This is a genomic window from Planotetraspora phitsanulokensis, from assembly GCF_016863295.1.
Classification (GTDB): domain Bacteria; phylum Actinomycetota; class Actinomycetes; order Streptosporangiales; family Streptosporangiaceae; genus Planotetraspora; species Planotetraspora phitsanulokensis.
Genome location: NZ_BOOP01000018.1, coordinates 115,687 through 129,439, shown reverse-complemented (window position 1 = coordinate 129,439; position 13,753 = coordinate 115,687). Strand labels below are relative to the sequence as shown.

The following is a 13,753-nucleotide window of genomic DNA, read 5'->3' as shown; positions in this document are numbered from 1 at the left end:
GTGTCGCGGGCAGCCGTGCCCGCGTTCGACCCGACGCCGTGGCGGGGCGAGGTGACACGTGTTGCCGAGAAATGGGCACCTAACACCTCGCACGTCAGCTGGGCCGGGCCCATCGCGATGGTCGCGGGCGTCGTGTTGTCGGTGTGGCTGTTCTCCAACCAGGAGCAGTACGTCGGCCTGGTGCCCTCGCGGGTGCCCGAGGTGGGCGACATCGCGTTCGAGGTCGGGTTCGTCATCTCCGCCGCGGTCTACACGGCGCTCAGGCCGCTTCGCCGATGAGGGCGTGGATCTCCTCCGTCGTGGCGACCCGGCCCGTGCCGCCCTGACCGTGCAGGGAGATCGCCGCGGCGGCCGTGCCCGCCCGGACCGCCTGCACCAGGTCGGCGCCCCTGGCCAGCCAGCCCGCCACTGTTCCGGCGAACGCGTCGCCCGCGCCCGTCTGGTCGACGACGGATTCGGCGGGGATGGCCGGGACGTGCAGCACGGAGCCGTCCTCGGTCCCGAGGAGCACCCCCTCGGCCCCCATCGTCACCGCGGCCGCCCGCGCGCCGAGACCGAGGCAGGCGCGGAGCACCTCCTGCGGATCGTCGGTGCCGAACAGCGGCCCGCTGTCGCCCGGGCACGACGGCACCACCAGGGCCGCGTGCGGCGCCACCGCCTCCAGGACGTCCCGCGCGGCCTCGGGGCCGGTGAGCCTCGACCGGAAGTTGGGGTCGTAGACGACCTTGCCCCGGGCGGTCGCCGCCGCATGCCGTACGGCCTGGTCGCATGAGGGCGACAGGGCGGCGGTGACGCCGGACAGCAGGACGACCCCGGCCTGCGACACGGGGGAGCGGTCGACGTCGCCGGGACCCATGCGGGAGGCCGCGCTGCCCGCGCGCATGTAGGCGAACGCCCGGCTGCCGGTCGGGTCCGCGCCCAGGGCGTACGCGCCCGTGGAGCCCTCACCCGTGACCATCCACCGGGTGTCCACGCCGTGGCCGGCGGCGAACCGGACCAGGCGCTCGCCGAACTCGTCGGCCCCCACGCGGGTCACCAGCGCGGCGCTCGCACCCGTGGCCGCGGCGGCCACGGACGCGTTCAGCGCGTCACCGGAGAAGGAGAGGTGGAACAGGTCGGCCCGGTCGAGGGAGGCCGCGGTCGAGAACTCCACCAGGGGCTCGCCCAGCACCACGACATCCATGAGTTCTCCCATGTCCCGTGTAGTGAAACGCTGCCACGCCCCTATGCAACGCCAGTGTAGAGCGTTCCGCCTTCGGCGAGTCTTCCCGAAATCTCCTGGCCTCCCGGGTACCTTCGGCATCATGGCCACCCGTACGTCCGGAAAGGGTTCCGGGAAGCGCCCGACACCGCGCTCCGGGTCTCGCACGACTTCCGCGAAGCGTTCACCGGCCCGGGGCAGGACATCCTCCCGGCCCGCGAGCAAGCGCGCGGTGGCGACAGGGCAGGATCCCATCAGCTGGGTCTTCCTGATGATCGGCAAGCTGGTCATCGGCCTGTGGCTGCTGCTCGCGCACGGCATGGGCGCGGCGGCCCGGGCGCTCGGCCAGGGCGCGCGCGACCTCGATCCGGCGCACCGGCGCGACGGCGTCGGCCTGTCGGTGCTCGCGGGCGCGATCGTGCTGGCGACGATGGTCTGGCGCGACACCAAGAGCGGGATCTCCCTGGTCGTCGACGCGGCGCTGCGCGGCGTCGTCGGGTCGTTCGCCTGGTGCGTGCCCGTCCTGCTCGCACTGCTCGCGTGGCGGCTGCTGCGCCACCCCGACCAGAACGCCGAGACCGGCCGGATGGGGATCGGCTGGACGGCGCTGCTCGTCGGCGTCCTCGGCGTCGTGCACGTCGCGCACGGCACGCCCTATCCCTCCGGCGGCCCCACCGACGGCATGGACAAGGTGTCGGCCGCGGGCGGCATGCTCGGGTTCATCGTGTCGGCCCCGCCGTCGAGCATCCTGCCCGCGTTCATCACGATCCCGCTCCTGCTCATGCTGTCCGGGTTCGGCGTGCTGGTGATCACGGCCACGCCCGTCCACCGGATCCCCGAACGGTTCAACGAGATCAGGCACCTGCTCTTCCAGCGGCCGGACGAGGACGGCGAGCCGAAGCCCGCGACGCCGCCGAGGAAGCGGAGTAAGAAGCAGGCGGACGACAAGCGCGAGGTCGGCGACAACGTCAAGCCGTACGACACCCCGGTGTTGTCGGACAAGGACCACTCCCCGGAGATCGTGCCCGGCCTGGTCGACGACGCGGAGGCGATGGAGGGCGTCGAGGCCGAGCCGGCGAAGTCGCCCGCCCAGCCGCCCCTCCCCACACCCGCCCCGCGCAAGGTCGAGCAGCTCGTGCTCTCCCCGCAGGCCGGGCCGTACACGCTGCCTGACCCGAAGCTGCTGCGCCCGGGCAGCGCGCCCAAGCCGCAGACCAAGGCCAACACGGTCGTGGTGAACGCGCTGACGAGCGTGCTCGAGCAGTTCGGCATCGACGCCCAGGTGATCGGGTTCACCCGGGGGCCGACGGTCACCCGCTACGAGATCGAGCTCGGCCCGGCGGTCAAGGTGGAGAAGGTCACCGCCCTCACCAAGAACATCGCCTACGCCGTCAAGTCGGCGGACGTCCGGATCCTGTCCCCGATCCCCGGCAAGTCGGCGATCGGGGTGGAGATCCCGAACACCGACAAGGACCTCGTGTCCCTGGGTGACGTGCTGCGCTCGCAGGTGGCGCAGGCCGACCACCATCCCATGATCGTCGGCCTCGGCAAGGACGTCGAGGGCCGCACGATCGTCGCCAACCTGGCGAAGATGCCGCACATCCTCATCGCCGGCGCCACCGGCGCGGGCAAGTCGACCTGCATCAACGGCCTGATCTCCTCGATCCTCATGCGGTCGACGCCCGACGAGGTCCGCATGGTGCTGGTGGACCCCAAGCGGGTCGAGCTCAACACCTACGAGGGCATCCCCCACCTCATCACGCCGATCATCACGAACCCGAAGAAGGCCGCCGAGGCCCTCGAGTGGGTCGTGGGGGAGATGGACCGCAGGTACGACGACCTCGCGGCCAGCGGCTTCCGGCACGTCGACGACTTCAACAAGGCCGTCCGGGCGGGCAAGCTGGTGCCGCCGCCCGGGAGCGAGCGGGTCTACCAGCCCTACCCCTACCTCCTCGTGATCGTCGACGAGCTCGCCGACCTGATGATGGTCGCCCCGCGTGACGTCGAGGACTCGATCGTCCGCATCACCCAGCTGGCCCGAGCCGCGGGGATCCATCTGGTCATCGCCACCCAGCGCCCCTCGGTCGACGTGGTGACCGGCCTGATCAAGGCCAACGTGCCGTCGCGTCTCGCGTTCGCCACCTCGTCCCTCGCCGATTCGCGGGTCATCCTCGACCAGCCCGGCGCGGAGAAGCTGGTCGGGCAGGGCGACGCGCTCTTCCTGCCGATGGGCGCGAGCAAGCCGATCCGGCTGCAGAACGCCTTCGTCTCCGAGAAGGAGATCGCGGAGGTCGTCGCGCACTGCAAGACGCAGATGCAGGTCGAGTACCGCGACGACGTGGCCGCGCCGGCCGCGGCGAAGCGCGAGGTCGACGAGGAGATCGGCGACGATCTCGAGCTGCTGATCCAGGCCGCCGAACTGATCGTCTCCACCCAGTTCGGCTCGACCTCGATGCTCCAGCGCAAGCTCCGCGTCGGCTTCGCCAAGGCGGGCCGCCTGATGGACCTGCTGGAGAGCCGCAACGTCGTGGGGCCGAGCGAGGGCTCCAAGGCTCGCGAGGTCATGGTCAAACCCGACGATCTGCCCGGTCTCCTGGCCGACCTGCGAGGACAGTGAGAACAACCGCCCGGCGTGCCGATGAATGCTTTGGGTGTTCTCGCCTGTACTCTGCGTAGCGATTACTGGTTGAATGTGATTAACTACGCAATGTAGGACAACTAGAAGCTCGGGCGAGGGGGCGTGACCTAATGAGTGTTGGCGCTGCTCTGTCGGAGGCGAGACAGAACGCCGAACTGACCGTTAGCCAGCTCAGTGATCGCACAAATATCCGAGAAACGATCATCCACGGCATCGAGCGGGACGACTTCTCCGCGTGTGGAGGCGACTTCTACGCGCGCGGGCACATCAGGGCGATCGCCGGCTATCTGGGGGTGGAGCCGGATCCGATCATCCGGGAATACGACGACGTCCACGCGGACACCCGCCCGCCTGTCCGCGCGGCGACCGTGTTCAACGTCAACAACCTCTTCCCCGGCAAGCACGGGCGCCGGATGCCGAACTGGACGATGGCCGCGGCGGTCGCCCTGGCGATCGTCGTCATCTTCGCGATCGTGCGGCTGCTCGGGGGTTCGGACGCGAAGACGACGGCGGCCGAGGCTCCCGTGGGGGCGTCCGACGCCAAGGTCCACCACGCCAAGGCGCCGCAGGTCGCCCGGGACGTCGTCGTGGTCAAGGCGTCCGCCGTGAAGCCGGCCTGGATAAACGTCAGGGACGCCAAGAACCACCGGATCTTCCAGGGCACTCTCGAGCAGGGGAAGACGGTCACGTGGACGGCCAAGGACAAGGTGAAGGTCGTCATCGGTGACGCAGGGGCGGTCCGGCTGGAGGTCAACGGCAAGGACCTGGGTACCCTCGGGAGGGACGGCCAGACCGTGCGGCGGTCATTCGGGCTCGGCATCCCGAGTGCCCGTTAGGGGCCTACTCCCGATACCGTAGGTTCATCATGTCTTCTCGCCGAACCGTATCGCTGGTCACATTGGGTTGCGCACGCAACGAGGTCGACTCTGAGGAGCTGGCGGCCCGGCTCGAGGCTGCCGGCTGGCAGATGCACGACGACGACCCTGACGTCATCGTCGTCAACACGTGCGGCTTCATCGACTCGGCGAAGAAGGACTCCATCGACACCCTGCTCGCCGCGGCCGACTCGGGCGCGAAGGTGGTGGCGGCCGGCTGCATGGCGGAAAGGTACGGCGAGCAGCTGGCCGGCGCCCTGCCCGAGGCCGCCGTGATCTCCTTCGACGACTACACCGACATCGGGGCGCGCCTCGACGACGTGCTCGAGGGCAGGGCGCTGACGCCGCACTCCCCACGGGACCGGCGAACGCTGCTGCCGATCAGTCCCGTGGACCGCTCCGCCGTGCACGCGCACATCCCCGGGCACGGCGCGCCCTCGGACACCCTCCCCGAGGGCCTCGCGCCCGCCAGCGGGCCCAGGACGCTCAGGAAGCGGCTGACCGGGGGACCTGTGGCCGCGCTGAAGCTCGCGTCGGGGTGCGACCGCAGGTGCACGTTCTGCGCGATCCCGGCCTTCCGCGGCTCGTACGTCTCGCGGCGGCCGGAGGAACTGCTCGCCGAGGCCGAGTGGCTGGCCGGCGAGGGCGTCCGCGAGCTCGTGCTCGTCAGCGAGAACTCGACGTCGTACGGCAAGGACCTGGGCGACCTGCGGGCACTGGAGAAGCTGCTGCCCCAGCTCGCCGGGACCAAGGGGATCGAGCGGGTCAGGGTCAGCTACCTCCAGCCCGCCGAGCTGCGCCCCGGCCTCTTGGAGGTCATCGCCTCGACCGAGGGCGTCGCGCCCTACTTCGACCTGTCCTTCCAGCACGCGAGCGGTCCCGTGTTGCGGCGCATGCGGCGCTTCGGCGACCCGCGGCGCTTCCTCGACCTGCTGGAGCGCGTCCGCGAACTCGCGCCCGAGGCGGGCGTGCGGTCCAACTTCATCGTCGGCTTCCCGGGGGAGACCCAGGACCAGTTCGACGAGCTGACGGCGTTCCTCGAGGAGGCGCGGCTCGACGTGATCGGCGTCTTCGGCTACTCCGACGAGGAGGGCACCGAGGCGTTCTCCTTCGAGGACAAACTCGACCAGGACGTCGTCGACGAGCGGGTCGCGGCGCTGAGCGAGCTCGCCGAGGAGCTGACCGCTCAGCGGGCCGAGGAGCGCATAGGAACCGAGCTCGAGGTCCTGATCGAGGAGGACCTGGGAGACGGCGGCTACGAAGGCCGTGCGGCCCATCAGGGGCCCGAGGTGGACGGCTCGGTCACGGTTCAGGGCATCGGCCTGATCCCCGGTCAGATCGTCCAGGCGGTCGTCGTCGATTCGGAGGGGGTTGACCTGATCGCCCGGATCAAGGCAGGCGCATGACGGATCGAATCGAACCCCCCTCCGGCGCGGCCCCGAGCCCGCCGGAAGCCGCGACGGCGGCTCAGCCCCCCTCCGTGGCGCCCGCGCCGGCCGAGCCGCTGATCCGGCGCGTCAGCACGTGGAACATCGCCAACGTGCTGACCATCGCGCGGCTGGCGATCGTCCCGGTCTTCACGGTCTTCCTGTTCGTCGAGGGGCAGGGGTGGCGGTACGCCGCCCTCGGCGTCTTCGTCGTCGCCTCGGTCACCGACCAGCTCGACGGCTGGCTCGCCAGGAAGTACGCCCTGATCACCGATTTCGGCAAGATCGCCGACCCGATCGCGGACAAGGCGCTGATCGGCTCCGCGCTCGTCAGCCTGTCGATCCTGGGGGAGATCCCCTGGTGGGTGACCATCGTCGTGATCGCCAGGGAGGCCGGCGTCACCCTCCTGCGCTTCATGGTGATCCGGCACGGCGTCATCCCGGCGAGCTACGGCGGCAAGGTCAAGACCGTGCTGCAGATCGTCGCCATCGGCCTGTACATCCTCCCCGGTGTCCCCGGCCCGCTCCGGTGGATCACTCTGGGGCTCGCTCTGCTCGTGACCGTCGGAACCGGAGCCGACTACGTGTTCCGGGCGATCCGGCTCAGGCGGGTGGCCAAGGCGGCGCGGTCCGAATGACGGCCGACGCCACGCGGATCCTCGCGTCGCTGATCCGGCGCAACGCCACGATCTCCGTGGCCGAGTCGCTGACGGGTGGTCTCATCGGAGCGACCCTGACCGGCCCGGCGGGGGCGTCGGCGGCGTTCCGGGGCGGCGTCATCGCCTACGCGACCGAGCTCAAGGCCGAGTTGCTCGGGGTTCCCCCGGAACTGCTGGAGAGAGAGGGCGCGGTCCACCCCGACGTCGCGGCGGCGATGGCGGCCGGAGTGCGCGAACTCACAGGATCCGACTTCGGGCTCGCGGTGACCGGGGTGGCCGGACCCGACCCTCAGGACGGCAGGCCGGTGGGCACGGTCCACATCGCCCTGCGGGGTCCCGGAGACCGCGTCTGGCACCGGGATCTGCGCCTTGACGGAGATCGCGAAGCCATACGAACAGGGACATGTGCGGAGGCTTTGGGCCTGCTCGCAGGTGTGCTGGAGGCAAATACGGGGGAACATTCTGGGTGATTACCGCGTTACGTCACCAGCGAACATGCTCACCACGGTCTGCCGCGGTGTTGCCCTCTACAGGTACGGTGGATGTGTGAGTGAGGTCCGTGAGCCATCGGCGAGGAGCAAGTCAGGCACGCGTCCGGCGAAGGGGCCGAACGAATCGATGATGACGGCGAGGAGCATGTACGAAGGGCGTTCGAAGAACGGGCGACATGAGCCCACCGCGCGAGGCGTCGTCAAGGCGCCCCCGCTGGGGAGGGAGCGACAGATGGTCCTGCTGCGTCAGCTGCTCGGTGACGTGCTGCGGCGGCTGAGGGTGCGGCAGAATCGCACCCTTCGCGAGGTCTCCACGCTCGCGCGCGTCTCGCTCGGGTACCTGTCCGAGGTCGAGCGCGGCCAGAAGGAAGCCTCGTCGGAGCTGCTCGCCTCGATCTGCGGCGCCCTCGGTGTGCCGCTTTCTCAGGTGTTGCGTGAGGTGTCCGACCAGTTCGCGCTCGCCGAACTCCAGGCCGCTCCTGTGATGGCCGATGTGCCGGAGCACGAGAGGCTGCCCGTCCCCGAGACCGTGCCGGGTGCCATCTCCGACTCCGGTTTCGACGGTTTCCCCGAGGTAAAGGACATGGTCGCCGCCTAGCCGGGCTGGCAGACGCGGCACCAGAAGATCAACCGTTCGTATGGCTGTTCCCCCATCTCTCCGCTGCTGATCGGGTACCCGCAGACGCGGCAGGGGCGGCGGGCCCTGCCGTACACGAAGAGTGAGCGCCCAGGCCGGAGATCGCCCGTCGTGACCGGTAGCGGTGCGTCCTTGCTCGCGTCCATGAGCCGGTGCGCGAGCGTCATCAGCGAGTCCAGATCACCGGGTGGAATCGACTCCACCGACCGCCATGGCGACAGACGCGCGGCGAAGAGCGTCTCGGCCCGCCAGATCGTGCCGATCCCCGCCAGATTGCGCTGATCCAGGAGCGCCTCCCCGATCGTGCGCCGCGGATCCCCCCGCAGATTCGACGCCGCCCGCGCCGCGTCCCAGTCCGGGCCGAGCAGGTCGGGCCCCAGATGGCCGACGACCCGATCCTCCCGATCCGTGGGAACGAGATCGACCATTCCCAGCTTGAGGCCCAGGGCGGTCCACTCCTCGTTGGCCAGGATCAGCCGGACGACGTCGCCCCGAGGGGCGGGCCGCCCCGTCGCCACCACCCGCCAGCTGCCGTCCATCCGCAGATGGGTGTGGACCGTGACGCCGCCCTGGACCCGGGTGAGCAGGTGCTTGCCGTACGAGACGGTCGTGATCACGGCGCGGCCGCGCAGGTCGGCGGTGGCGTGCCGGGGGACCCGGAAGTCCGACCGGGTCAGCACCCGCCCGTCGAGTGCCTCCCTGAGCCGCTTCGCGGTCCGGTAGACCGCGTCACCTTCGGGCATGCGGACCGTCTCTCCGGCGCGTCACCGCGCCACCTGCGAGAAGGGGGACCGGCGGATCAGACCGGAGTGTGCGAATTCCAGGCCGACGGGTCGGAGGAGAGCTCGGTCACGCGCGCGGGCAGCTCACCCTTGGCGATCTGCTCGAGCGTGACCTCCTCGAGGATGGCCCGCTCACTGGCCCGAAGCGCGATCCACACCTGCTGCAACGCCTGGGCGGCGCCCAGGTAGCCCACATGCTCCGGCCGTTCGCCCCGGACGTTGGCGAGCGGCCCGTCGACGGCCCGGATCACGTCGGCGAGCGAAATCTGGCTCGCGGGGCGGGCCAGCACATAACCGCCCTCGGGGCCGCGCTGACCGCGGACGAGCCCGGCCCGGCGCATCTGCAGGAGGATGTTCTCCAAGTATTTGGGGGGCATTTCCTGCCCCTTTGCCAGCTCGCCCACCGTTGTGGGGCCCTCGCCTGCGGCGGCGAGCTCGGCGGCGGCACGGAGGGCGTAGTCGACACGGGCAGAAAGTCGCATGTATTCGATTATCCCGCCTGGTTGGCATTGGTTAGACGGCAACCTCGCAACTGACGCCCCGGAGATCGCCGACGGCCCCCGCCTAGCATGAGATATGGGGAACGGACACAGGCGCTGGCTGTTCGCCGACCAACTCGGGGACCACTTCCTCGACGACGACGACCAGCCGGTGCTGCTGGTGGAGGCCCGCTCGGTGCTGGAGCGCAGGCGCTTCCACCGGCAGAAGGCCCACCTGGTCCTGTCCGCTCTGCGCCACCGGGCGGCGGAGCTCGGAGACCGGGTCATCTTCGCCAGGACCCGCACGTACGGCGAGGCACTCGACGCGGCCGGGGAGCCGCTCACCGTGTGCCACCCGACCAGCCACGCGGCGGCTGCCTTCGTCTCCGGCAGGGCGCGGGTGACCGTGTTGCCGGCCCGTGGCTTCACCACTTCGCGGGAGGATTTCGCGGCCTGGGCCGAGGGACGCGGTGACCGCCGGCTGCTCATGGAGGACTTCTACCGCGACGCCCGGCGGCGCCTGGGCGTGCTGATGGACGGAGCCGAACCCGCCGGCGGCCGATGGAACTTCGACGCGGACAACCGGGAACCGCCGCCGCGCGGAGGCCTCGGCGTGCCGGGGCCGTGGCGTCCGGTGGAGGACGAGATCGACGAGGAGGTCCGGCGGGATCTCGACCGCTGGGAACGCGACGGCGTGGTCTCGTTCGTCGGCAGGGACGGCCCGCGCGCCTTCCCCGCGACCCGGGCCGAGGCCGCCGAGGCGCTGGCCCGCTTCGTCGCCGACCGGCTGCCGTGCTTCGGGCCGTACCAGGACGCCATGTCGTCAGGCGATCCGGTCATGGCGCACAGCCTGCTGTCGCCCGCGCTCAACCTGGGGCTGCTCGACCCCATGGACTGCGTCCGGGAGGCCGAGACGGCCTATCAGGAGGGCCATGTGCCGCTGCGGAGCGCGGAGGGCTACATCCGGCAGCTCATCGGGTGGCGGGACTACGTCTGGCATCTCTACTGGCATCTGGGGCCCGGCTACCGCCGGGAGAACCGCCTGTCCGCCCACACCGCGCTGCCCGCGTGGTTCGCGGAACTCGACGCGGACGCGGTGGAGGCGCGCTGCCTGTCGTGGGCGCTCCGCCAGGTCCGCGACCACGGGTTCGCCCACCACATCGTCCGGCTGATGGTGCTCGGCAACTACGCCCTGCAGCGCGCGTTCGAGCCGGAGCGGCTCACGGACTGGTTCCACCGGTGTTTCGTCGACGGCTACGACTGGGTGATGACGCCCAACGTCGTCGGCATGTCCCAGCACGCCGACGGCGGCCTGCTCGCGACCAAGCCCTACGCCTCCGCCGGGGCGTACATCAACCGGATGAGCGACTTCTGCCATGACTGCCGGTACCGGCCCGACCGGCGGACGGGGGCCGACGCCTGCCCCTTCACCACCGGCTACTGGTCCTTCGTCGCGCGCAACGAGGAGCTCCTGGCCGCCAACCCCCGCACGTCGCGCAGCGTGCACGGGATGCGCCGGCTGGCCGACCTCGACGAGGTCCGCGCGATCGAGGCGGACCGCGGGGACGCGCCACCGTGAGCCGGCCTTCGCGCGGCGCCGTACAGCGGGGGCGACGTGAACGGCGTCCACCGAAAGCTGCGCGGCCTTGTCCGCTCGCTAAGCTTGCAGGAAACTTTGTTGACGATTTGCGGGCGCCGATGGCGCCGGTTCCACGGGGGCGACGATAGAAAGCAGGAGCATGGAGCGACGTCCTGGCGTGCCCAGGCTGCTCCGGGAGATAAACGACCGGGCCGCACTGGAGTTGTTGCTCGCCTCGGGGCCGCTGACGCGCGGCCAGATCGGCGAGCTGACCGGGCTCTCGAAGGTCACCGCCTCCCAGACGCTTGCCCGCCTCGAGGAGCGCGGTCTGGTGGAGGTCGTCGGGGAGCAGGCGGGCAACCGCGGGCCGAACGCGGCCCTCTACGGCGTCATCCCGTCGTGCGCCTACGTCGCGGGTCTCGAGGTCGGCCCCGACTCGGTCACCGCCGCGATCGCGGACATCAACGGCGACGTCATCGCCGAGGTCACCGCTGTGCCCGACGGGCAGGACGACCCGGTGTCCGTCGTGCACAACGCCGTGGTCAAGGCGTGCCGTTCGGCCAAGGTGGCGTTGTCGCGGCTGCGGGGCGTGGTGATCGGCGCTCCGGGAGTCGTGGATCCGCGCACCGGCGACGTGCGCTTCTCCTTCGACCTGCCGCACTGGCACGAGGGCATCCACGAGGCGCTGGCCAGGGACCTGCGCCGGGACCTCACGATCGAGAACGACGTGAACCTCGCCGCGATCGCCGAGCGGGCCAGGGGGGCCGCCCAGACGGTCGACGACTTCGTCCTCCTGTGGGTGGGCCGGGGCATCGGCCTCGCGGTCGTGCTCGGCGGGCGGCTGCACCGCGGCCGTTCGGGCAGCGCGGGGGAGATCGGGTACCTTCCCGTGCCCGGCGTGCCGCTGGCCGAGGACGTCAAGGCCACTCCGGGCCGGCTGCCGTCCCTCTCGGGCGGCCTCCAGTCGCTGATCAGCGCGGAGGCCGTGACCGAGCTCGCCAGGGAGTTCGGCTTCTCGGGAACGAGCGCCGCCGACTGCGTGACCCAGGCCGTGGCGGCCGGCGCCCGAGGAGACCGGCTGCTCGACGAGATCGCCTCCCGGCTCGCGCTCGGCGTCGCGTCGGTGTGCGTGGTGCTCGACCCCGGGCTCGTGGTGCTCGCCGGGGAAGTGGGGCAGGCGGGGGGAACCGGCCTGACCTCCCGGGTGGAGGAGGCCGTGGCCAGGATCTGCCCGATCCGTCCCGAGGTCGTCACCAGCGAGGTCGGCGGAAAGCCGGTGTTGCGGGGCGCCGTCCTCGCCGCCCTGGATCAGGCGCGCGAGGACATCTTCGCCTCCTGACGAGGCGGCGGGTGGACCACCCGCGGCGCAGCCCCCGCTGGCGCCGCGGGTGGCGGCTCAGGCGGTCAGCAACTCCGCCGCCGCCTGGGCGTTGGGCCGGGCGGCGCCGTACGTCGCGATGTAGGCGGCGGCCTCGGGGCGCCAGACCGGCAGGCCCATCTCGACGACGACCGCGTCGGGGCGTGCGGCGACCAGGTCGGACACGAACGACCGGGTACGCGCATGGCGGTGGGCGTCCTTGACCACGATGACCAGCGACCGGGCCGCCGCACGGCCCAGCAGCGCCACGCCGTCGGCCTCCTCGGGCTTCACCCGGACGACCTCCGCCTCCGGCAGCCAGGGCGCGAACCCCCACGGCACGTCGCCCACCGCGATGGTCGGCGGAGTGTCCACCTCGATCACGAGGGGGTCGACCAGCGGCGCCGCCGATCCCGTCAGCGAGACCGCGCGGCGTGCGGCGTCGAGGCCGATGACGTTGCCCTCGCCGATACCCTGCCGCGGTGCGGAGAACCAGCGCCGCAGCCGCTCGACGCGCTCGTTCGCCTCTTCCAGCCGGGCGGCGGGCAGGCGGCCGTCGGAGACGGCGGCCACGATCTCGGCGAGCATCGCCTGGATCTCCTCGGGCGTCGGCAACGGCCCCAGGCAGAGCAGGTCCGAGCCCGCCCGCAGCGACATGACGGCGCCGCCGCCGAGCCCCACGCTCTTGGTGATCGCATGCATGTCGAGCGCGTCGGTGATCACCACGCCGTCGTACGCCATCTCCTCGCGGAGCAGGCCGGTCAGCGCCTGCGAGCTCAGCGTGGCGGGGACGGCGCCGGTCAGTCCAGGGACGGAGACGTGCGCCGTCATGATCGACTTGGTGCCGGCCTCGATCGCCGCGCGGAACGGGACGAGCTCGCGCGCCCGCAGCAGCTCGGGGGACGCGTCGACGACCGGGATCTCCAGATGGGAGTCTTGCCGGGTCGCTCCGTGGCCGGGGAAGTGCTTGACGCAGGCGGCCACCCCGAGCGACTGGAGGCCGCGGACCGCGGCCACGGTGTGCCGTGCCACGAGGTCCGGAGACGGGCCGAAGGACCTGGTTCCGATCACCGGGTTGTCGTCGGCCGTGTTGACGTCGGCGACCGGTCCCATGTCGAGGTTCACTCCGCACCGGACCAGTTCGGACGCGATGGAGTGGTAGACCCGCTCGGTCAGTTCGACGTCGTCGACGGCCCCGAGCGCCGCGTTGCCCGGATAGGGGCTCCCGGTGTGGTAGGCCAGCCGGGTGACGTCGCCGCCCTCCTCGTCGAGGGAGATGATCGGGCGCCCGGCATCCGTGAGCTGTCCCGTCAGGGCGGTGAGCTGGGCGGAGTCCGCGACGTTGAAGCCGAACAGGGTGACGCCCCCGAGGCCGTTCTCCAGTTCCCGGAGGACCCAGTCGGGGGCGGTGGTGCCGTGGAAGGCGACGAGCAGCGTGCCGGCCGCGAGACGATGCAGCCCCCGATCGCTGATGTTCGCGGAGAAGCCGGCGATCCCCTCCGACGGAGGGAGATCGCGGGATGAGGCAGACATGCTGTCTCGGCTCCTTACCTGTAGGAGGTGCGGATGTCGCGGGCATGCCCGTACGGGCCACGCCTTCGTGGGGCGGGGCCGTACGGGTGCCCGTA

Annotated in this window: 13 protein-coding genes; 9 read left to right on the top strand and 4 right to left on the bottom strand. The window is 71.1% G+C overall.

What is annotated here, in order from left to right; all coding sequences use genetic code 11:
* On the top strand, window positions 1-279 hold the full coding sequence (locus Pph01_RS19300) for a hypothetical protein (RefSeq protein ID WP_204074509.1): 279 nt from the start codon (window positions 1-3) through the stop codon (window positions 277-279).
* Here the strand turns inward: Pph01_RS19300 and Pph01_RS19295 are convergent.
* Window positions 260-1,183 (bottom strand): sugar kinase, encoded by a 924-nt coding sequence (locus tag Pph01_RS19295; RefSeq protein ID WP_204074508.1) that lies wholly within the window; start codon window positions 1,181-1,183, stop codon window positions 260-262. The two genes, Pph01_RS19300 and Pph01_RS19295, sit on opposite strands and share 20 nt — an antisense overlap.
* A gap of 121 nt (window positions 1,184-1,304) precedes the next feature.
* Here Pph01_RS19295 and Pph01_RS19290 point away from each other — a divergent pair, with 121 nt between their 5' ends.
* The 6 genes from Pph01_RS19290 to Pph01_RS19265 all read left to right on the top strand — a co-directional run bounded on the left by Pph01_RS19290 (window position 1,305) and on the right by Pph01_RS19265 (window position 7,889).
* On the top strand, window positions 1,305-3,818 hold the full coding sequence (locus Pph01_RS19290) for a DNA translocase FtsK (RefSeq protein WP_204074507.1): 2,514 nt from the start codon (window positions 1,305-1,307) through the stop codon (window positions 3,816-3,818).
* 131 nt (window positions 3,819-3,949) lie between these two features.
* Complete coding sequence (locus Pph01_RS19285; RefSeq protein WP_204074506.1) at window positions 3,950-4,675, top strand: helix-turn-helix domain-containing protein; 726 nt, start codon at window positions 3,950-3,952, stop codon at window positions 4,673-4,675.
* Between the two features lie 29 nt (window positions 4,676-4,704).
* A complete protein-coding gene (gene rimO, locus Pph01_RS19280; protein WP_204074505.1) occupies window positions 4,705-6,120 on the top strand; it encodes a 30S ribosomal protein S12 methylthiotransferase RimO in 1,416 nt (471 codons plus the stop codon).
* The gene (gene pgsA, locus Pph01_RS19275; RefSeq protein WP_204074504.1) at window positions 6,117-6,779 is read left to right on the top strand and encodes a CDP-diacylglycerol--glycerol-3-phosphate 3-phosphatidyltransferase; all 663 of its coding nucleotides are present in this window, start codon (window positions 6,117-6,119) and stop codon (window positions 6,777-6,779) included. The genes rimO and pgsA overlap by 4 nt, the downstream gene beginning before the upstream one ends.
* Entirely contained in the window at window positions 6,776-7,270 is a 495-nt protein-coding gene (locus Pph01_RS19270; RefSeq protein ID WP_204074503.1) for a CinA family protein, read from the top strand. The genes pgsA and Pph01_RS19270 overlap by 4 nt, the downstream gene beginning before the upstream one ends.
* 253 nt (window positions 7,271-7,523) lie before the next feature.
* Complete coding sequence (locus Pph01_RS19265; protein WP_204074502.1) at window positions 7,524-7,889, top strand: helix-turn-helix domain-containing protein; 366 nt, start codon at window positions 7,524-7,526, stop codon at window positions 7,887-7,889.
* On the opposite strand, the gene Pph01_RS19260 is transcribed toward Pph01_RS19265, so the two are convergent.
* Together Pph01_RS19260 and Pph01_RS19255 are read right to left on the bottom strand one after the other, a co-directional pair.
* Complete coding sequence (locus tag Pph01_RS19260; protein WP_204074501.1) at window positions 7,886-8,671, bottom strand: DNA-formamidopyrimidine glycosylase family protein; 786 nt, start codon at window positions 8,669-8,671, stop codon at window positions 7,886-7,888. The two genes, Pph01_RS19265 and Pph01_RS19260, sit on opposite strands and share 4 nt — an antisense overlap.
* A 56-nt stretch (window positions 8,672-8,727) precedes the next feature.
* On the bottom strand, window positions 8,728-9,192 hold the full coding sequence (locus Pph01_RS19255; protein WP_203882727.1) for an RrF2 family transcriptional regulator: 465 nt from the start codon (window positions 9,190-9,192) through the stop codon (window positions 8,728-8,730).
* A gap of 94 nt (window positions 9,193-9,286) precedes the next feature.
* Between Pph01_RS19255 and Pph01_RS19250 the strand changes: the two genes are divergently transcribed.
* Window positions 9,287-10,768, top strand: a complete 1,482-nt coding sequence (locus Pph01_RS19250; RefSeq protein ID WP_204074500.1) for a cryptochrome/photolyase family protein — start codon at window positions 9,287-9,289, stop codon at window positions 10,766-10,768.
* A 160-nt stretch (window positions 10,769-10,928) separates the two neighbouring features.
* Window positions 10,929-12,107 (top strand): ROK family transcriptional regulator, encoded by a 1,179-nt coding sequence (locus Pph01_RS19245; RefSeq protein WP_204074499.1) that lies wholly within the window; start codon window positions 10,929-10,931, stop codon window positions 12,105-12,107.
* Between the two features lie 57 nt (window positions 12,108-12,164).
* On the opposite strand, the gene Pph01_RS19240 is transcribed toward Pph01_RS19245, so the two are convergent.
* Window positions 12,165-13,658, bottom strand: coding sequence for a glycoside hydrolase family 3 protein (locus Pph01_RS19240; protein WP_204074498.1), 1,494 nt, complete (start codon window positions 13,656-13,658; stop codon window positions 12,165-12,167).
* Window positions 13,659-13,753 lie beyond the last annotated feature (95 nt).

Bases quoted from the DNA above. Each gene is read 5' to 3' on its own strand.
- Pph01_RS19290 (WP_204074507.1), top strand. From the start codon at position 1,305: ATGGCCACCCGTACGTCCGGAAAGGGTTCCGGGAAGCGCCCGACACCG.
- Pph01_RS19245 (WP_204074499.1), top strand. From the start codon at position 10,929: ATGGAGCGACGTCCTGGCGTGCCCAGGCTGCTCCGGGAGATAAACGAC.
- Pph01_RS19295 (WP_204074508.1), bottom strand. From the start codon at position 1,183: ATGGATGTCGTGGTGCTGGGCGAGCCCCTGGTGGAGTTCTCGACCGCG.
- Pph01_RS19265 (WP_204074502.1), top strand. From the start codon at position 7,524: ATGGTCCTGCTGCGTCAGCTGCTCGGTGACGTGCTGCGGCGGCTGAGG.
- Pph01_RS19270 (WP_204074503.1), top strand. From the start codon at position 6,776: ATGACGGCCGACGCCACGCGGATCCTCGCGTCGCTGATCCGGCGCAAC.
- Pph01_RS19260 (WP_204074501.1), bottom strand. From the start codon at position 8,671: ATGCCCGAAGGTGACGCGGTCTACCGGACCGCGAAGCGGCTCAGGGAG.
- Pph01_RS19250 (WP_204074500.1), top strand. From the start codon at position 9,287: ATGGGGAACGGACACAGGCGCTGGCTGTTCGCCGACCAACTCGGGGAC.
- Pph01_RS19255 (WP_203882727.1), bottom strand. From the start codon at position 9,192: ATGCGACTTTCTGCCCGTGTCGACTACGCCCTCCGTGCCGCCGCCGAG.
- pgsA (WP_204074504.1), top strand. From the start codon at position 6,117: ATGACGGATCGAATCGAACCCCCCTCCGGCGCGGCCCCGAGCCCGCCG.
- Pph01_RS19240 (WP_204074498.1), bottom strand. From the start codon at position 13,658: ATGTCTGCCTCATCCCGCGATCTCCCTCCGTCGGAGGGGATCGCCGGC.
- Pph01_RS19285 (WP_204074506.1), top strand. From the start codon at position 3,950: ATGAGTGTTGGCGCTGCTCTGTCGGAGGCGAGACAGAACGCCGAACTG.
- rimO (WP_204074505.1), top strand. From the start codon at position 4,705: ATGTCTTCTCGCCGAACCGTATCGCTGGTCACATTGGGTTGCGCACGC.